This is a genomic window from Methylophaga sp. UBA2689 (genome assembly GCA_002354555.1).
GTDB lineage: Bacteria > Pseudomonadota > Gammaproteobacteria > Nitrosococcales > Methylophagaceae > Methylophaga.
The window spans coordinates 1-20,410 of the sequence record DELT01000100.1; the positions used below are offsets into that span (position 1 = coordinate 1).

Annotated in this window: 16 protein-coding genes; 13 read left to right on the forward strand and 3 right to left on the reverse strand. The window is 43.8% G+C overall.

Translation table 11 applies throughout. The annotated features are described in order from the left end of the window. From B3M51_RS12605 to B3M51_RS12645, 9 genes are all read left to right on the forward strand, one after another. On the forward strand, window positions 1-810 hold an 810-nt coding region (locus B3M51_RS12605; protein WP_349676746.1), incomplete at its 5' end, for a cytochrome C assembly family protein. Window positions 811-814: 4 nt separating this feature from the next. Next, window positions 815-2,107, forward strand: a complete 1,293-nt coding sequence (locus B3M51_RS12610) for an HlyC/CorC family transporter (RefSeq protein ID WP_292481435.1) — start codon at window positions 815-817, stop codon at window positions 2,105-2,107. Between the two features lies 1 nt (window position 2,108). Continuing rightward, window positions 2,109-4,037 carry a hypothetical protein gene (locus B3M51_RS12615; RefSeq protein WP_292759667.1) on the forward strand — a complete coding sequence of 643 codons (1,929 nt, stop codon included), beginning with the start codon at window positions 2,109-2,111 and terminating at the stop codon, window positions 4,035-4,037. Window positions 4,038-4,096: 59 nt separating this feature from the next. Continuing rightward, window positions 4,097-6,553 carry an AsmA family protein gene (locus B3M51_RS12620; RefSeq protein WP_292759670.1) on the forward strand — a complete coding sequence of 819 codons (2,457 nt, stop codon included), beginning with the start codon at window positions 4,097-4,099 and terminating at the stop codon, window positions 6,551-6,553. Between the two features lie 35 nt (window positions 6,554-6,588). After that, entirely contained in the window at window positions 6,589-7,638 is a 1,050-nt protein-coding gene (gene mutY, locus B3M51_RS12625) for an A/G-specific adenine glycosylase (protein ID WP_292759672.1), read from the forward strand. Further along, entirely contained in the window at window positions 7,635-7,901 is a 267-nt protein-coding gene (locus B3M51_RS12630; RefSeq protein ID WP_292357899.1) for an oxidative damage protection protein, read from the forward strand. Before mutY ends, B3M51_RS12630 begins: the two co-directional genes overlap by 4 nt. Before the next feature lie 308 nt (window positions 7,902-8,209). Next, window positions 8,210-8,419, forward strand: coding sequence for a cold-shock protein (locus B3M51_RS12635; protein WP_014706264.1), 210 nt, complete (start codon window positions 8,210-8,212; stop codon window positions 8,417-8,419). A 145-nt stretch (window positions 8,420-8,564) separates the two neighbouring features. Continuing rightward, on the forward strand, window positions 8,565-9,314 hold the full coding sequence (locus B3M51_RS12640) for a DUF4197 domain-containing protein (RefSeq protein ID WP_292481443.1): 750 nt from the start codon (window positions 8,565-8,567) through the stop codon (window positions 9,312-9,314). Between the two features lie 69 nt (window positions 9,315-9,383). Continuing rightward, window positions 9,384-10,148, forward strand: a complete 765-nt coding sequence (locus B3M51_RS12645) for an elongation factor-1 alpha (RefSeq protein WP_292481445.1) — start codon at window positions 9,384-9,386, stop codon at window positions 10,146-10,148. A 67-nt stretch (window positions 10,149-10,215) separates the two neighbouring features. On the opposite strand, the gene B3M51_RS12650 is transcribed toward B3M51_RS12645, so the two are convergent. From B3M51_RS12650 to ung, 3 genes are all read right to left on the reverse strand, one after another. Continuing rightward, the gene (locus B3M51_RS12650; RefSeq protein ID WP_292759675.1) at window positions 10,216-12,111 is read right to left on the reverse strand and encodes an ATP-binding cassette ATPase Uup; all 1,896 of its coding nucleotides are present in this window, start codon (window positions 12,109-12,111) and stop codon (window positions 10,216-10,218) included. Between the two features lie 3 nt (window positions 12,112-12,114). Beyond that, window positions 12,115-14,010, reverse strand: coding sequence for an ATP-binding cassette domain-containing protein (locus tag B3M51_RS12655; RefSeq protein ID WP_292759677.1), 1,896 nt, complete (start codon window positions 14,008-14,010; stop codon window positions 12,115-12,117). A 66-nt stretch (window positions 14,011-14,076) separates the two neighbouring features. Continuing rightward, window positions 14,077-14,760, reverse strand: a complete 684-nt coding sequence (ung, locus tag B3M51_RS12660; protein ID WP_292759679.1) for a uracil-DNA glycosylase — start codon at window positions 14,758-14,760, stop codon at window positions 14,077-14,079. A gap of 235 nt (window positions 14,761-14,995) precedes the next feature. Between ung and B3M51_RS12665 the strand changes: the two genes are divergently transcribed. The 4 genes from B3M51_RS12665 (at window position 14,996) to B3M51_RS12680 (ending at window position 20,300) form a co-directional block, all read left to right on the forward strand. Continuing rightward, window positions 14,996-16,045, forward strand: coding sequence for a response regulator (locus B3M51_RS12665; protein ID WP_292481454.1), 1,050 nt, complete (start codon window positions 14,996-14,998; stop codon window positions 16,043-16,045). Beyond that, entirely contained in the window at window positions 16,014-19,544 is a 3,531-nt protein-coding gene (locus tag B3M51_RS12670; RefSeq protein WP_292759680.1) for a transporter substrate-binding domain-containing protein, read from the forward strand. Before B3M51_RS12665 ends, B3M51_RS12670 begins: the two co-directional genes overlap by 32 nt. Window positions 19,545-19,639: 95 nt before the next feature. Further along, on the forward strand, window positions 19,640-20,044 hold the full coding sequence (msrB, locus tag B3M51_RS12675; RefSeq protein ID WP_292481458.1) for a peptide-methionine (R)-S-oxide reductase MsrB: 405 nt from the start codon (window positions 19,640-19,642) through the stop codon (window positions 20,042-20,044). Further along, complete coding sequence (locus tag B3M51_RS12680) at window positions 20,031-20,300, forward strand: GIY-YIG nuclease family protein (protein ID WP_292481460.1); 270 nt, start codon at window positions 20,031-20,033, stop codon at window positions 20,298-20,300. Before msrB ends, B3M51_RS12680 begins: the two co-directional genes overlap by 14 nt. Window positions 20,301-20,410: the final 110 nt, after the last annotated feature.

The window sequence follows — 20,410 nt, forward strand, 5'->3', positions numbered from 1 at the left end:
TCTCCCCTCATGGCCATTGCCAATGCATTAGCCTTTCTACTTTATTTAAGTAGCAGCGTTATTTTGATCCGAGACTTTGTCAAACGTGATCATAACGCCAATAAACTCGCCTTACCGATAGGCATATTGACTACATTAGCGCTATTATTTCATGCTGCAGATATTTATTTCACCATGAAATTTGCTCAAGGCTGGGATCTCAGTCTGATGAGCACCCTCTCCATCGCCGCCTGGTTAATGGCTGTTATTGCCATGCTGGCAGGGATGCGCTCTCCTGTGGCCCATCCGGGAATTGTGGTGTACCCACTGGTTGCCTTGTGTTTGATGCTTAAAGTAGAAGCCCCGGGAGGAAGTCAGCGCGACCTCAGTGATCCCGCTCTGGAGTGGCATATTTTATTATCGCTTACTGCTTATGCTCTGCTGGCACTTGCGGCTATGCAATCAATCATTCTGGCGATACAGGAAAAACAATTACGTAATAAACATGCCGGTGGCTTAGTCCGTAAACTGCCTCCCCTGCAAACAATGGAAAAGGCATTATTCCAATTGCTTTATACCGGTTTTATATTACTGACATTGGGGCTGATTACCGGTTTTCTGTTTGTAGATGATTTTATCGCTCAGCACCTGGCCCATAAAACTGTGTTTTCCATTATCGCCTGGCTGGTTTTTGCAGGTTTGCTGTGGGGACGCAAACAGTATGGCTGGCGTAGCCAAACAGCCGTTAAATGGACTTTATCGGGTTTTGGATTTTTGTTGCTGGCTTATGTAGGCAGTAAATTCGTTCTTGAAGTTTTAATACAAAGTTAAGCTGATGCTGGAAAATACCTCTTTAATTGCGCTGTTTCTCATCCTGTTTTTCCTGCTGATCCTGTCAGCATTTTTCTCCAGTTCCGAAACGGCATTGATGTCATTAAATCGCTATCGATTAAAACATCTTGCTCAGCAAGGGCATCGCGGCGCAATGATTGCCAGCAGTTTGCTGGCAAGACCTGACCGTTTGATTGGCTTAATACTGCTGGGCAATAACTTTGTGAATATTTTTGCCTCTGCTATCGCCACCGTGATTGGGATTAAACTGCTGGGTGAGAACGGTATTGTGGTTGCGACTTTTACCTTGACTCTGGTCATATTGTTGTTCGCAGAAGTTACCCCTAAAACGCTCGCAGCCTTACACCCCGAGCGAGTCGCTTACCCTGCCAGTTTTGTGTTAAAGCCATTATTATTCGTTTTGTATCCCTTAGTATGGTTTACCAGTGCGATTACTAACCGATTGCTGGGATTATTTGGTGTATCTCGTGAAGATGCTACTTCAACAGCCATTAACATCGAAGAATTGCGAGTGGCATTAATGGAAGCCGGCAGCATGATTCCCAATCGCCACAAAGATATGCTGATGAGCATTCTGGATCTGGAACAGGTTACGGTAAACGATGTAATGGTGCCGCGTAATGAAATTGAAGGTATCGACATCAACCAGCCTTTTGCTGAAATTGTAAAACAGCTTTCACATTGCGGTTACACCAGGCTCCCAGTCTACCGCGACAGTATGGATAACATTGTCGGTATTTTGCATGTTCGCAAGGCATTAAATCTGATGACTCAGGACAACCTGAATCAACAAACATTTGAGAGTATTGTTAAGGAAGCGTATTTCGTACCAGAGGACACCCCTCTGAATACGCAGCTAATTCAGTTCCAGCGTAAATTACGTCGCACCGGGCTGGTAGTGGATGAATACGGTGATTTACTGGGATTGATTACACTGGAAGATATTTTTCGAGAAATTGTCGGAGAATTTACCGCGAATACCATTGATGATGAAAAGGAAATTCATCCACAAAGTGATGGTAGTTACCTGATTAATGGCTCAGCCAATATCCGCGAATTAAATCGAACACTGGACTGGCTATTACCAACTGATGGTCCCAAAACGATCAATGGCCTGGTGCTGGAACATCTGGAAAGTATTCCTGATCCCGGTGTAAGTTTGCGTATTGATGATTACATTATTGAGGTAATTCAAACCGCTGATAATGCCATCAGAACTGTGCGACTACGGCAATTGCAGCCTTCCGAACCAGCAGCTGAGACGGAGCAAAGTTAAATTGGCTAATCTGCAGATACGATGCTTCGGCTTCACTGACGCAGATCATCAACAGCTGCAAGCCCTGTTATCTCAGTACAACTCATCATTAAATCACCAATGGCAAATAAGTCGTTTAGGTCATGCTGTTTTATATTTTCATAATGTTGATAACGCTGAAGGCTTAAAAAGCTGGCAGCAACGTGATGTCGAGCTGCTGAATATTTACTGTAGCCGGCGTAAAACCACTCATCAGCAAAACTTGCTGCAGATAAAATTACCCTTAACCAGCAGTAATTTATTTTCACTGTTCGCTTTTGCTGAAAGACATTTTGCTCAATCCAAAAAATTATCGGCTAAAGGTTTTCATTTTCTGCAATCCCCGGCAAGAGTGATTAATCCCCGTTTATTCGGTATGTGGCTCGGTAATGCTCTATTACGTAACCAGTCCAAACCGGCTGCCGATCTGCCCAAACTTAATTTATTAATCTCTGTCGTAACGGATGAACGACGGGGTGACATTATTTCTGATCCGGCTTTATTAAAAACCTGGTTATCCCAACTTACCGATGATTTATCTCAACGCCTGTCAATTTTGTTAGCGAATCTGCAGGCAATCAAACATCACCATATCTCTGAAACCCGACAGATAAATCTTTTAGATGTCTATTTCCACGAACTCAAACGTCTTTTATTGACCCGTGACAGCAAAGTTATCGCCGCAGAGTCCAGCCTTAAAAGACCTGCTCAAAAAAATCTGAGCAATTTCAGTCAAACCTTACGCTGTCTCGCTGAGTTATATTTCAACCTGGCTGACAAACATTATCAACGTGGTGAGCGTCCTGCAGATCAACCCCGTTTTCTATTCTGTTTGAATCGTGGCAGTGAATTAATTTCATTGCAGATTCTGCATGCTTATTTATATTACAGAGCTGCACCAAAGGATTGCTGGTTACAATTAAATCAGTTGTTGATTTACCTTGAAAAGGCAAAAGCTCTGCAGCTGGAACCGGAAGTGTCGCCGCTTGGCAGAAGTGATAATTTTGAGCATATATATAAGCGTATAGCATTAACAGCCATTGCCGATCCCTACAGTTTGTCTAAGTATTCCGTCATACGCCTATTCTCTTTGATATCGGAAGTCGTTAATAAGGTGGTTATTACCGATATCCCCCCTCAACAACAAGTTCTGGAAAATGCTTTTTTATTAACCGGATATTTTTGTGTTGAAGCAGAACAAGATCAAGCACCAAAAGCTTTGTCGAAAACACCACAATTAATACGCCAGGCGTCTGATAACCGGATGCTACAAACTCAGGATGTTTTAACCATTCTTGGCCAAAAACTTATCCTATCCAACAAGCGGGAAAATGCTTTGGATTTGCAACTGATTCGACAGGTTATGCCCCAACTCGCAGCCAATTATCAACGGCAATCCCCCAGAAAACAGTTAATTGAAAACGGTTCTGTAGAAATTGTCCACGGGTACGAGAATATTGTGGACTTCCTTAATGGGGCTTCCGTTAACATTATGCAGGCAAAGGTGCTCAACGACTCCGAACATGGCAGCTTACTGCTCATTAATAAATGCGAAGACACTATTGATGTAAACGAACTGGTTTTGCTGAAACTGCAAAATAAATTGCAATTAGCAACTATTTGTTGGTTCTGTAACGATTGGCATAACTATGCTCAGGCGGGTCTAAGCTTAATTGAAGGCACGCCGGAAGTGGTAACTTGCCAGCCAAACCCCGGAAATTTCCTATATCCCGGGATACAACTCAATACGCAACCACCGGCACTTATTACTCAAAAAGGGGTCTTTAGTCCTAAACGTCAACTGACAATATCGAATACTAATGAGACTTCCATTAACGCTGAAACCAAAGACCTGTTTTCAGCAACATTGGACTATGAACGTTTCACCTTTATTATCAAAGCCGGTTCATAAACCCCGTCAAATGGCTTATCATCTTGGCGATACACCCATCTAAAGTACAGGATAAAAGCATGCGCACCTTTATCAAAGTGATTATTGCAATAATCATCATCGCTATTGCTGCTCTCGCAGCACTTCCCTTCATTATCGATCCAAATGACTATAAAGATGAGATTGCAGCGCAGGTTGAAAAGACCACAGGGCGTAAATTGACTTTGCAAGGTGATATCGAGCTATCTGTTTTTCCCTGGATTGCTTTAGAACTCGGACCATTATCACTTAGCAATGCCAGTGGCTTTAAAGCTGAATCTTTTGCCAGCGTCGAAGCTGCCGAAATTCGCATCAAACTGATGCCACTGCTGAAAAAACAGCTGGAAATGGACACCATTGTGCTCGACGGTCTGTTGCTGAATCTGGAAACCAACAAAGAAGGTGTGACCAACTGGGATGATCTGACAAAAGCAAGCGATGACCTAGAACAAACGCCTTCAGATGAGTCTGACAGTGCTTCGGATGAACCATCCAGTGGATTATCTGCAGTAAAAATTGCCGGAATTAAACTAACTAATGCCAATGTGTTGTGGTCTGATGCCAGCAAAAATGAAAACTTCCAGTTACGTAATCTTAATCTAGAGACCGATCCTCTGGCTCCCGGCGAACCAACTTCCCTAACAACATCGTTTGATTTGATCAGCAGTAAGCCTGAAGTCAAAGCACATATTGAACTTGAGAGTAAGGTAACCGTCGATCTTGAAAAGCAGATTTACGCACTGGAGTCACTGAAGCTCAATACAGTTGCCAATAGTTCTGCAATGCCATTGCAACAGGCTAATCTGGACCTTCAGGCTGACATTCATGCCAATATGGCTAGTGAATTGGTGACAATCCAAAATTTAGCAATTAATTTACAAGCTACCGGTTCAGAACAAAATATTGACGCCAAAATCGAGGGTCTAATCGAAGCCAATCTGGCATCCCAACAACATAGCATTACAAATCTTGTTATCAGCGCAGATATTGAAGATAAAAATCTGCCCGAGGGCAAAAGCAAACTGGATGTCACAACCAACCTTATTGCTAATCTCGCTGATGAAACATTGCAGGTTAATGATCTTGCCATCAAATTGGCAGATCTGACGATGAATGGACGTATTCTGGCAAAGAAAATCCTGTCTGATGATCTGACATTTAATGGCAATATCCAGGTGAAGCCTTTCAATCTGCGAAAGTTAGCCGAAGATTTAAAAATTGAACTGCCTGAAATGGCCGATAACAGTACTTTGGAACTGGTTCAGCTGAGCAGTGAAATCAGTGGCAGTAAACAATCAATTAATACCAGTGACTTACAATTGACACTGGATCAAAGTCAATTAACCGGTCAATTTGGTATCAACAATTTCGAGAAACCCGCTTACACATTTAATCTGACGCTGGATCAAATTGATGCTGATCGCTATTTACCCCCAGCAAAAGAAGAAGGTGAGGATAAAACTGCTAAAGAAGTTTCTACACCTGCATCATCTGCAGCGGGTGGATCAAGTGAACTACCATTGGAAACACTGCGGGACATTAACGCCAAAGGCAGTTTGAAAATCGGCAAACTCAAAGTCAGTGGCATTAACAGTGAAAACATTGTGATTACTATTGATGCAAAAGATGGACTGATAAAACTAAGTCCCCTGGCAGCAGAGTTATATCAGGGAAAGTATCAGGGTAATGTCAATCTCGATGCTCGGGGTGACAGTTTGAAACTTGCTGTGGATGAAAACCTGCAGGGGGTGCAGGCCGGCCCCTTATTAAAAGATCTGACCGGTAATGACCGAATTGCCGGCACAGCAAATGCCAATGTAAAGCTGAATGGCAGTGGTAAAGATATTGATGCCATTAAACAAAGCCTGAACGGTAATGGTGCATTTTCTTTTACTGATGGCGCATTGAAAGGCATTAATATTGCCGAAGCAATTCGCCAGGCCAAGGCTGTTCTTTCCGGACAAAAGGCCGCAGAAACTAACGAACCGGTGCAAACTGATTTCAGCAGTCTGAAAGGCACATTCACCGCAAATGAAGGCATCGTAAATAATCAGGATCTTGAGTTAATGTCTCCATTATTGAGAGTCACTGGTGCGGGTGATATTGATCTGCCCAGAGAAGTCATTGATTATTCTGTTCGCGTTTCAATCGTCGGTACAGCTGAAGGTCAGGGAGGCAAAACTCTTGAGGATCTGAAAGGTGTCACCATTCCGGTAAAAATTACTGGTAGTTTTGATAATCCAAGGCCCAAAGTGGATTTAGCCTCGGTCTTAAAAGAACAGGCCACTGGTAAAATTAAAGCGAAAGCTGAAGAAAAACTAAAAGAAAAACTGGGTGATGGGCTTGGAGGATTACTGGGTAATAAACTGGGTGGCGAATCAAAATCTTCAACTGCTGAAGAGCCTGCTACTGATGAGCAAACATCAAATGATGCAGACTCTGCAGATGAACCTTCAGAGGAAGATTTGTTGAAGGAAAAACTGAAAAGTTTATTCTAGGCCCTGTTCATAAAAGAACATGGTCTGATTCTATTTTGACTAGCAGCTTCAGTGAACGTTTATTAGCCTGGTTTGACCATCATGGTCGTAAGGATTTGCCATGGCAGCAAAATCCATCGGCTTATCATGTATGGCTTTCCGAAGTGATGCTTCAGCAAACTCAGGTTGCTACCGTTATTCCCTATTACCAGCGTTTTATTGAGCGGTTTCCGGACATTAACGCTCTGGCTGATGCCAATATAGATGATGTCCTCGGTTTATGGTCAGGGCTTGGATATTATGCCCGTGGACGAAATCTGCATAAAGCCGCCGTTCAGATCCAACAACACCATGACGCAGAGGTGCCAGAGGATTTTCAGGCGCTTTTGGATTTGCCAGGAATTGGCCGTTCTACTGCTGGAGCCATTATGGCGCTGGCCTTTCATCAGCGCTATCCGATTCTGGATGGCAATGTAAAACGCGTTTTGGCCCGATATGATGCCATTAATGTCTGGCCGGGTGAGAAACAAGCAGAAGCCGCCATGTGGCAACGAGCCGAGATATTATTACCTGAACAACGCATTGCTAACTATATTCAGGCACAAATGGACCTGGGAGCCACCTTATGCACCCGCAGTCGCCCAGCTTGCCAGCAATGCCCTCTTCAATTTGATTGCAAGGCTTTTGCATCCGGTGAGCCGACTTTATTCCCGGTACGCAAAGTGAAAAAAACTCAACCTGTCCGTCACACCAACTGGTTTGTCTATATCGATCAAGATAACCAGATATTATTAGAGCAACGTCCGCAAAATGGCATATGGGGAGGTCTATGGAGTTTTCCCGAGGGAAAAACTGCAGAGGCACCAGATAACAGCTTGCCGATAAAAAATACCTTACTGGAATCGTCATTACCTGAAATAAAACATGTTTTCAGTCATTTCAAATTAACCATAAACCCTTATTTGTTTACTGCTGAGCCAATCCCCCTTGTGGCTGAGAATAATAGACATATCTGGGTTAAAATAGATCAGGCGTTAACTTTGGGCTTACCTGCTCCGGTTAAACAATTAATTCATTTTTTATCATCAACCGAGAGGATGCTATGACACGTACTGTGCATTGTGTAAAACTCAACAAAGAAGCAGAGGCACTCGATTTTCCACCTTATCCTGGTGAACTGGGCAAAAAAATCTATGAAACAGTCTCTAAAGAAGCCTGGCAAATGTGGGTGGCTCATCAAACCATGTTAATTAATGAGTATCGTTTATCATTGGCTGATCCAAAATCCCAGACTTTTCTGAGAACTGAATTGGAGAAATTTTTCTTTGGAGACGGCTCTGAAAAGCCAGCTGATTTTAAGCCGGTTTAGCCTATGTTAAAGGCAAAATCGCGCATTTTATCCGCTTTTATAGTTGCCAAACTAATATTCTGAATTGTTATTAAATATGAACATTTGGAATACTGCCTTACCGCTAAACATAATAGATTCAATGGTTAAGCGTTTTTTTTCCACTTTCTAAAGGTGTTTTTCAAGTAAAAAAAAAGTTGTTATGGTCAAAATAAATGTGACTTTTTGTTAAATTTTGGGCGTACAATGCGATTAACCCCTTTTTTAAGGGGTAGTGTAAGCTGACTTAGGAGTTAAGTTAGCAGAAGATTTAAGATATTGAGGTTGATATGGCAGAGCAAGTTACAGGCACAGTGAAATGGTTCAATGACGCAAAAGGATTCGGTTTTATTGAACGCGCCGATGGTCCAGATGTATTTGTACATCACAGCGCGATTAAATCAGATGGTTTTAGAACTCTGAAAGAAGGCCAGGCTGTCACTATGGAAGTGACACAGGGTCAAAAAGGTCCACAAGCGGAAAACGTTGTCCCTAGCTGATAACCAGATCCGATAGACATGAAAAGCCGGTTAAGCAATTAACCGGCTTTTTTTTGTCCGTTATTCCAAATGATAATAATGGATAGCTTGACGCTTACAGAGTCATACAGGCACTATCAAAGCTGAACAGGAAAGGATTTACAGCATGAAATTTTCAGCAAAGATTAGTTGGACACTTTTTATATTTTTTTTAATGGCGACATCACCCAGCCATGCAGACTGGAAAAAATTCCTCGAAGACTTCAGTAAATCTGGTACTACGGCGCTCAGCACATCGGAAGGCTCGGATTTAAGTTCTGACACAATTGCCAACGGTCTCAAAGAAGCGTTAGAAGTCGGCACCAGAAAAGCTGTCGAAAATGTCAGTAAAGAGGGAGGTTATCTAAACAATCCGGAAATCCGCATTCCATTGCCTCCTCGCGTACAACAAGCTGCAGGGTTAATGCGTCAGCTGGGCCTGAATAAAATGGCAGACGATTTTGAACAAAGTATCAACCGGGCAGCAGAAAAAGCCGCACCACAAGCCACCTCGATTATGATCGATGCTATTAAGAGTATGTCGATCGACGATGCTCGTAATATTTTGAATGGCGAAAGCGATGCTGCTACACGTTTTTTTGAAGACCGTACTCGAGGCAAGCTCGCTGGCTTATTTAAACCCATAATCGATACATCATTGAATGAAGTTGGTGCAACCCGCTATTACAACCAGCTGGACGATAAACTCAGTTCAGTGCCTGTAGTAGGCCAGGAGCTGGATATGGATCTGCAGGATTATGTAACTGACCAGGCGCTAAACGGCTTGTTTGTTATGTTAGCTCAGGAGGAGCAGAAAATCCGTGACAATCCTGCAGCACGTACTTCGGAGATTTTGCAGCAGGTTTTTGGCAAATAAATAGTGTTTTTACTACTCAGTAAAAGCGCTATGTACTAAAATAAACACAATAAAAATAAGGGAAACAACATGGCAAGAAATCACAACCTTAATCTCGCAAGTCAAGGCACCTCATTAAAAGCACTTTTTACCGGTTATTTGGTTGTGGTGGCAGTGGGTTACCTGATGGCAATTGTACAAATTCAGCTTACTCATGGTCTGGCGGATGGTAAATATGGTCTTTCCATTGATGATATTGTTTACAGCTATTACGGCAACAGAAGCAATTCATTGCTGGAAAATAAGTTACACGGTTCAATGAAGCCAATGGCTACCGATGATGAACGAGCTAAGATAATCAGCTGGGTGCACGCCGGAGCAACAGAAGAAGCTTATGAAAATGACGGTATCAGACAGATCTTTGATGCCAAATGTATTATCTGTCATAACGCTGATGCAGGTGGCGCCGTCCCAGACTATTCTGATTTCAAACAGATAAAAGAACGTGCTGTCGTTGATACCGGAGCCAGCTTTGCATCACTTGCCCGTGTTTCGCACATTCACTTATTTGGTATTGCCTTTATCTTTATGTTTGTTGGACTGATTTTCAGTCTGGCATCCGGTGTACCAAAACCATTGAAAGTATTTGTTATCTCAATGCCGTATATCTTTCTGTTAATTGATATCAGCTCATGGTGGTTGACCAAGCTGAATCCAAACTTCGCCTGGTTTGTCATTATTGGTGGTGGCGCAATGGCGTTATCGTTTGCATTTATGTGGGTGGTATCCATGTATGAAATGTGGATCCTGCCGCGTATCCGTGAAGACAATCGTGATGCATTGTTAGACGAATAAAAATAACAAAAAAGCCGCTGTCTTGTTACCAGGGCAGCGGCTTTTTTTATGCTTGTCAATATTGCCGCTAGGCGTTTTGTAATGCTTCTAACTTTTCCCATTTTTCAAAGGCAGATTCCAGTGACTTTTCCAAATCCATTATTTGTGTCTGAACCTGTTTAATCTTATTGGCATCCTGCTGATAAAAATCAGCCGCTGCCATTTTTTCTGTTAACGCCGCAATTTGTTGCTCCAGTCGTTCAATCTCTAGCGGCAACGCTTTCAGATCCAGTTGCTGTTGATAAGTTAAACTCGATTTTTTCTTAGCGGGTTTTGCAGCATGAGATGCAGACTCCAGTTTGGCTGCAGTCTTTTCCTGTTTTGCAGACTGCTGGCGTTGTGCCAGCCAGTCATCATAACCACCAACATATTCACGGACCTGTTTATCTTCATCAAATACGATGCAACTGGTTACCACATTATTCAGAAAGCTTCGATCATGGCTGACCAGAAGCATGGTGCCGGTAAAGCCCAGCAACAAGTCTTCCAGCAATTCCAGTGTTTCTGCATCCAGATCATTGGTCGGCTCATCCAAAACCAGTAAATTGGCTGGCTGGGTAAATAATTTCGCCAGTAACAGACGGTTACGCTCACCACCTGACAACGCTTTTACCGGTGTTCTTGCACGATCCGGGGTGAACAGGAAATCTTGCAGATAACCAATCACATGTTTAGGACTGCCATTAATTTCAACGAAGTCTCTACCCTGCCCGACGTTATCTACAACACTGGCCTCTTCATCCAACTGGCTACGTAATTGATCAAAATACGCTACCTGCAGATTAGTGCCTAAGCGCACCGTACCCGATTGAGGTTCAGCCCGACCCAGTAGAATCGACAGTAACGTACTTTTACCACAGCCATTGGGTCCGATAATACCAATGCGATCACCACGCTGAATGACCGTTGAGAAATCTTTGAATAACTGTCTTCCATCAAATGCCTGACTGATATTCTCAACTTCGACCACCAGCTTGCCACTACGATCGCCTTCCTGAATCTTCATCGACACATTGCCTAACACCTCACGGCGTTGACCACGTTCCCGACGCAGCTTCTCCAACGCTCTCACACGTCCTTCATTACGTGTGCGACGTGCTTTAATGCCCTGACGAATCCAGACTTCTTCCTGAGCCAGTTTTTTATCAAACTGTGCATTCTGCTCAGCTTCGGCAGACAGTAAAGCTTCACGTTTCTCCAGAAAGCTTTTGTAATCACCCGGGAAGCTCACCAGTTGCCCACGATCTAATTGCACAATACGGGTTGCCAAGGCCTGTAAAAAACTGCGGTCATGGGTGATGAACAATAAGGTACCACCATAACTTTTCAGGAAACCTTCAAGCCAGGTGATAGAGCTAATATCCAGATGGTTAGTAGGCTCATCCAGTAATAAAATATCCGGTTGGCGTACCAGAGCCTGAGCCAAGAGAACTCGACGCTTCATACCGCCTGACAGGCTGGAAAACTCAACATCAGCATCAAGGGATAATCTTGAAATAACGGTTTCTACTTGTTGCTCCAAACTCCAGCCATCCACTGCTTCGAGTTTATGCTGGGCTTTTTCCAGCTTGTTAAGGATTTGTTCACTGCTATCGTGTTCCAGTTGCTGAACAATATGATGATATTCCACCAGTAGAGGCCCAACTTCGCCCAGTCCGGCAGCCACAACATCAAACACACTGCCAGCCGTGCCAGCAGGAACTTCCTGCTCCAGCCGGGCAATTTTCAATTCTTGCAAGCCGACCATTTCACCACCATCTGGGGTGATCTCTCCGGCAATGACTTTCATCAAGGTGGATTTACCAGCGCCGTTGCGGCCAACCAGACAAACCCGTTCACCTTTATCGAGCTGAAAGTCGACTTTATCAAGTAAATTGGGGCCACCATAACTGACGGTCAGCTGTTTTAAAGACAATAATGCCACGGATTAAACCTCTGCAGTTTCTGCGTTTTCAAGTATTTCACTGGCTTCAAGCCAGTCCATTTCAGCCTGTTCCAATGCCGCCTTGGTGGCAGCTTGCTGTTGTAACAGGTCTTTGAGTTTTTCTTTATTGGCCGCTTCATACAACGTTGTATCAGCCAGTTGTAATTCTATTTTGGCAAGTTCAGCATTCTGTTTATCGAGGACTTGCTCTGCTTTTTTAACCCGGTTACGCAAAGGCTGTAATTTCTGACGCTGTTGTGCTGCCGCCTGTCGATCCAGTTTTTTGCCATTGTTAGCGGCAGGACTTTTATCAGCAGAAGCATTCATCGTTTCACGGCCTAAACGCAGTTGCCGGTAGTCATCAAGGTCACCTTCAAAAGTAGCGGCTTTGCCATCCGCTACCAGCCAGAGATCATCGGTGACATTGCGCAGGAAATAACGATCATGCGATACCACCACTAATGCCCCTTCGTATTCCTGCAAAGCCATGGTCAACGCCAGCCGCATTTCCAAATCAAGGTGATTGGTAGGTTCATCCAATAACAATAAAGCGGGGCGCTGATAAACCAAAAGGGCCAGAACCAACCGGGCTTTTTCGCCACCAGAGAATGGGGCAACCGGTTCCAGAGCGGTATCCCCATTAAAACCAAAACCACCGAGAAAATTACGGCAATCCTGTTCAGTGGCCATTGGGTCCAGCCGCTGTAAGTGCTTCAATGCACTCTCATCAGGGCGTAATTGTTCTAATTGATGTTGGGCAAAATAACCGATAACAATATCTTTACCTTCGCGACGTTTACCGCTGAGCGGTTCCAGTTCACCGGCAATCAGTTTGATTAACGTTGATTTACCGGCTCCATTAGGGCCTAACAAACCGATACGATCGCCGGGAGCAAGGTGGAGCTTGATATTCTCGATTAACGGCGTTTGCTGATAACCGACACTGGCTTTATCCAGCGCTAAAATTGGCGTGGTTAAACGCCGGGGTTCAAAAAAGCTGAAATGAAACGGTGAATCCACATGCGCCGGAGCGATCTTTTCCATGCGCTCTAATGCTTTTATTCGACTTTGAGCCTGTTTGGCTTTGGTCGCTTTGGCCTTGAATCGATTCACAAAATCACGGATATGCGCGATTTCAGATTGTTGTTTCTGATAAGCGGATTGCTGATTGGCCAGATGCTCGGCACGGGCGATTTCAAAATCCGAATAGTTACCAGTATACAGTTTGATGCGCTGTTGTTCGATATGAGCGATATGGGTGACGACTCTATCCAGAAATTCACGATCATGAGAAATCACCAGCAGCGTCCCAGCATAACTACGTAGCCATTCTTCTAACCAATAGACGGCTTCGAGATCCAAATGGTTGGTGGGCTCATCCAGCAACAATAAGTCACTACGGCACATCAATGCCTGGGCCAGATTGAGTCGCATACGCCAGCCACCTGAAAAGGTTCTGACCGGATGTTCCTGCTGCTCAGCAGTGAAGCCTAATCCATGCAGTAATTTTGCAGCCCGACTACGGCCGGTATAACCATCAATCAAGCCTATTTTGTCATGCAACTGGGTTTGCAAATGACCATCATTGTTCTGTTCTGCTTGTGCCAATTGTGTGAGCAGTTGACTCAGTTCAGCATCGCCCTGCAACACATAGTCAATGGCAGTTGTATCGACCGCGGGCGTTTCCTGTGCAACATGGGCAATCACCCATGATTCAGGAAACGTTAAATCACCGATGTCAGCATGTATTTCATTGCGGATCATCGCAAACAGGCTGGACTTACCGGTGCCATTGGCGCCGGTCAAACCGATGCGCTGTCCGGGATGAATCACCAGATTGGCAGCTTCAAACAGTAACCGTGGTCCGCGTCGTAAAGAAAGTTGGCTGAAATTTATCATGGCGCGAATTGTATCAAGCCTGCTCGTCGGCTGTATTGAAGAAATATTTTAGTGTTTGATAAATCGTTAAACCGATTGTGGTAATTGCCAGTCAATAGGCGTTTGTCCATGTTGCTGTAAATAGTCATTAGCCTGGCTGAAATGCTTGCAACCCAGAAAACCGCGGTGAGCTGACAATGGTGATGGATGTGGTGCTTTTAAAACCAGATGTCGCTGGTTATCAATAGCAGCACCTTTTTTCTGGGCGTAACTGCCCCACAGCATAAACACCACATTTTCACATTGTTGATTAACCAGACTGATGACCCTATCAGTAAATTGCTCCCAACCTTTTCCCTGATGTGCATTGGCTTGACCATGTTCCACCGTTAATACGGCATTAAGTAATAAAACGCCTTGTTTGGCCCACGCTTCCAGGTAACCATGTTTAGCAGGGGCAATACCCAGATCATTATTCAGCTCTTTATAGATATTCATTAAAGACGGTGGAACCTTCACACCGGGTTTGACTGAAAAGCATAAGCCATGCGCCTGTCCCGGCTGGTGATAGGGATCCTGTCCGAGAATGACAACTTTTACGTTAGATAAAGGCGTTGTTTCCAGAGCATGAAACCAGTTGGATGAATGCGGATATATTTCTTTGTGCTGTGCTTTTTGCTGCTGTAAAAAAGCCTTTAGCTGCTGCATATAAGGCTGTTCAAATTCCCTCTCCAGTAAAGCCTGCCATTCAGGCGCTTTCTTCAAAGCCATTTTTGCTACCCAACTCAAAATTAAAATCACATCATACTTACTTCGATTTTATTACTCATCATTGCAACTCACCAACCAAGTTTTCAGTCAGAGGTTATTAATTTGCAACAATTTGATATACCCCAGATTATTGAGACGGATAGACAAGTAATATAGTTACTGTTACTTTCAGCAGCTACCATTTGTAATCATTAATAATGATTACCGCAACAGTATCTGTATACAAGGAATCGCGATGGATAATAGTGCCAATGTTTTAATCGTCGATGATGTACCTGACAATATTCAGGTAGCGATGAATTTTCTTAAGGAAGAGCCTTACAACCTGTCATTTGCCACCAGAGGTCAGGAAGCACTTGCGTTAATGAAAACGCACGAGTATGACCTGATTTTGCTTGATATCATGATGCCGGAAATGGATGGTTATGAAGTTTGCCGACGCATCAAGGCAGAGCCCCGACTTCAGGATATCCCGATTATTTTTGTTACGGCCAAGGTCGACGTAGACTCAATAAGCCAGGGGTTTCGTGCTGGCGCAGTCGACTATCTCTGTAAACCGTTTCACGCCGAAGAACTGCTGGCCAGAGTCAATACACATCTTTCGTTATATCGCGCTAAAAAACTCCTGCAACAAAATAACCTTTCTCTACAGCACAAATACGAACAGAATCAGCAACGGCTGATGACCGAGCTGGAACAGAATCAACTGGAAATGATTTATGTGCTGACTGAGTTGATGGAGTCAACTTCAGATGAAACCGGCAAACATATCCGCCGGGTAGCCGAGAGTTCCAGGTTATTAGCGTTGTATCATGAAAGTTTGACGGATGAAGATGCCGATATCCTGTTTCATGCCGCGCCAATGCATGATATTGGTAAAATCACTATCCCCCACTCGATTTTGCATAAACCCGGTAAACTCACTGAAGATGAATTTGCCATCATGAAAACTCACACCTCGCGTGCCTTTAAAATTCTCCAGAACTCCAAACGAAAATACACCAAAGCTGCCGCCATCATCGCCCATCAGCACCATGAAAAATGGGATGGTAGCGGTTATCCTCAAGGGCTCAAAGGCCAAGATATTCATATTTACGGTCGTATTGTCGGTTTGATTGATGTGTTTGATGCGTTAATGCATAAACGGGTCTACAAAGAAGCCTGGTCCCTGGAAGACACCCTGGATTACATCAGGAAACATAGCAGTAGCCAGTTTGATCCCTATCTGGTGAGCATACTGCTGGAACATATTGATGAATTTGTTGCCATTTCCGATCAAAACTAACTGGTTATTATTTTTTTTCCTGCTGTTTATCAGCTGCCGATTATCGGCGCTGACATTTACTGAAGAAGAACAAGCCTGGATTGCCGCTAACCCTGAAATCACGCTGGGTGGAGATTTCAGTTGGGCACCTTATGATTTTTTGAATGAAGAAGGTGAACATGATGGTATATCCGCTGATGTGTTAGAGCTTATCAGTGAAAAAAGCGGTCTGACTATTACCGTGGTCCCGGATGTCTGGGCCAACACCATGGAAAAAATGCGAGCTGGCGAACTCATGGGACTTAGCTGCGCCGCCGCGACCAAACCACGTCAGGAATTTTTGTTATTTTCTAAGCCCTATGTGAGCCTCTCACTGGGAATTATTGTTCAGCAGCATCGTGATGATATTCAGTCAATGGATGATTTGATTGGCTTTACCGTTGCTGTCAATAAAGACTCTTACCTGCATACCTGGCTGACCATCAATTACCCGAATTTGGATCTGGTGCTGACAAATTCCAATGATGAATCACTGGAAGCCGTTTCATTCGGTAAGGCAGATGCCTACATCGGCAATATCGCAGTGGCTACCAATGTCATCAAACAGCGATACCTTTCCAATCTTCGAGTAGTCGCCAAAGTACCAAATTTTACAACGGACACCTCAGTCGCCATTGATAAACGTTATCCATTGCTACATAGCATTATTGAAAAATCGTTATCGGCAATTACCGCAGCTGAAAAACAGCAGATAATTGATAAATGGTACGCCGTTGTCAGTGATAGCAGAGCGTTTGAGATCTTACCTTATGAGCAGAGCCGACTGGATTTAACCGAAAAAGAACAACAGTGGATAGATCAACATCCCGTTGTCAGAATTGGGGTTGATCCGGATTGGCCACCATTTGATTTTATTGATAAAAACGGTGAGCACAGTGGCATTAGTGCTGACTATTTGCAGCTCATCAGCAAACAGACCGGTCTGCAATTTCAGCTCGAACCCTATACTGACTGGCAATCCGTTATTGAAGCCGCACAAACCAATCAGATAGAGCTAATCGCCGCCCTTTCACGAAATACGTTTCGTGAAACATTTCTCGACTTATCGATTCCCTATCTGGATTACCCACTGGCCATCGCTACAACCAAATTCGGTCATCTGACCAGCCTGGCTGAATTCAATAACAAACCTGTGGGGGTAGTAAAAGGTTATTTTGCCGAGTCAATTCTGCTGGCTTATTATCCGGAAATCGATATTGTTTATGTCCCTTCTGTACGCGATGGACTGGCAATGCTGGCTGCGGAAGAAATAGATGCCTATTTTGATATTATCGCCACCATCACCCACAACGCCAGTCAATCGGGATTAACCCATCTTAATACCAGTATTGTCAGGGAATACTCCTCTGCTTTGCATATGGGCATTGTTAAGGATCAACCCGAACTAGTATCAATTATCAATAAAGCTCTGGCAGCAATAACAGCTGATGAGCGACGTACCATTGATCAACGTTGGATGTCTGTAAATACCATTGAACGTACCAATTACACACTGCTGATTCAGGTTGTAGCATTATTGCTGATTTTCCTGCTTGCCAGTTTTTACTGGAATCGCCGTTTGCGTACCGAAATTGATAAACGCCTTATTTCGGAACAGCAACTGCGGGACAGTGAAGCGCAGCTATTGCATTTGATTAATGTGATGCCGATGAGCCTGATGGTCACTTCTGCAGAGGATGGCAGCATATTGCTGGCCAATGAGCATTGTTATGAAGAATTAGGATTTTCGGCTGAGTTACAGAAAACCATTAACGTTCAGGAGTTTTATGCGGATATTACCCAACGAAAACAAGTACTTGAACAGCTTTCTACGGACGGTGAAATTAACGGGGTTATGCTCAAAATCCAAACTCGAAATGGACAGATCATCGAGGGATTGTTTTCAATAATATCTATTCAATATCAGGGAAAGCCCGCTTTTCTGGGTTTTTTCATGAATATGGATGACCGCATTGCACTTGAAGATTCATTAAAAGAATCCAAGACGCATGCTGAAGCAGCGAATCTGGCCAAATCGCAATTTCTCGCCAATATGAGCCATGAAATCCGTACGCCAATGAACGCTATTCTGGGTTTTACCGAACTGCTGGACGAGCAGGTTACCGAGCCCAGGCTTAAATCATTTATTAAAACTATCCGCAGTGCAGGTAATACCCTCTTACTGCTGATCAACGATATTCTTGATTTATCGAAGATTGAAGCCGGAAAACTGCAACTCAATAAAACAGCCACCGATCCACATCAGCTGTTTGATGAAATAGCCAATATGTTTGTTCTGCAAATCCGCAATAAGGATTTGGCGTTACATTTAGATATTGATCCCGATTTACCTCATGGACTGTTACTCGATGCCACCCGCCTCAGACAGGTGTTATTCAATTTAATCAGTAATGCGGTCAAATTCACAGATACCGGTCATATACGTATTCACGTTCATGCTGATAATGTCGATGATCATCTCAGTAAACTGGATTTACATATCCTGGTTGAAGACACTGGCATTGGTATTCCCGAAGCTGAGGTTGAACATATATTTGAAATTTTTGCCCAGCAATCAGGCCAGGATGTTCGCAAATACGGTGGAACCGGTCTTGGCTTGTCAATCACCCGCCGCTTGATTGAGATGATGGGTGGTCATATCCGTCTGCAGAGTAAAAGTGGTGAAGGCTCGGTATTCAGTATTGATTTGCCAGGAATTGATATTGCCGCCATTGCCAGTGACAAAATTCGTCAACAGGCGTTAGCTTTTGATGCCAGCCATATACGTTTTGAGCCCGCCAATATGCTAATCGTAGATGATGTCGCGCATAACCGGGAATTGATACGTCAGCATTTTATCAACAGCCATATTCAAACCAGTGAAGCTGAAAATGGTCAGCTGGCTGTGGATTTTGTTAAACAGAATCCGGTAGACCTCGTGTTGATGGATATTCGCATGCCAGTGATGGACGGTTATGAAGCCGCAAAACAAATCAAAATGATTAAACCAGATTTACCTGTGGTTGCACTGACTGCTTCAGTAATGAAAGATGCCTATGAACAGGATAAATTGGATCATTTTGACGCCTATCTGCGAAAACCTGTTTTACGCAACGAACTGTTTCACGCTCTAAGTGTGTTTTTACGATATCAGGCGGTTGACGTTGAAACTATAAAAGCGCCACAACAGGATTGGTCAATGCTGGACAAAAAACAGCTTTTATCGATTTTTAATCATTTTCAAACCGATATCGATGAAATATGGCGTTTAGCCACCCAAAGTAACAGCATGACCGACATTAAAAACTTTGCCCACGAAATTGCCAGACTGGCTAGCAATCATAAAATTGACGCACTGGATCGGTATGCCAGCCAGTTGCTTGAACGGATTGATGCGTTTGATATTGAGGGCATGCAGATATTGTTGAAACAATTTCCTTCAATGCGTAGCGCGATCCAACAGGCGATCAGAAGCACATAGCTCTTATAGGCCCCTCAGACGTAGCTCTCAAACTAGCAAAACAGGTGTGCTTTGCTTTGCAGTTTTTTATACAATGCCCGACACGTTGTAATGAGATGAGCAAAATGAACTCCGATTTAAAAACGGATACACAGTGGCGTCAACAACTTAACGATGAACAATATCGCGTCACCCGACAAGCTGGCACAGAACCAGCATTTTCCGGGAAATATCTCGATCATGATGAGAATGGCTGTTATCACTGTGTTTGCTGTGGCCAGGCCTTATTTGCTTCTGATGACAAATTTGATGCCGGTTGCGGCTGGCCCAGTTTTTCTTCACAGCTAGAGCATGGCGTAGTGACTCATCATCCCGATTACAGCTACAACATGGATCGCACTGAAGTTCGCTGTCAGCAATGTGAAGCACACTTGGGGCATGTATTTGATGACGGCCCTGCCCCCACCGGCCTGCGCTATTGTATTAATTCGGTGGCGCTGGAATTTAATGATAAAGACTGAATGGACGCTGTATATCATTCAAGCCGCAAATGGCCATCTTTATACCGGTATTACCACTGATTTAGAGCGTCGCTTAAAACAACATCAAAACCATAGCGGTGGTGCGCGTTTTTTTCATACCAGTGATGCTCAGAAAGTGGTGTATCAGGAACAGCATCCTGATCGCAGCAGTGCCAGTCGTCGGGAAGCCGCAATTAAGAAACTCAGCAGACAACAAAAACTGAACCTTATCGGTAACCCATCAGACCATGTATAATGGCGGGTTTTTTCAGTACGTCTGAATTTCTCCTTTAGATACAGGATTTTAACTTTGTTAAGCACTGCTAACATTACCATGCAATTCGGGGCCAAGCCCCTGTTCGAAAA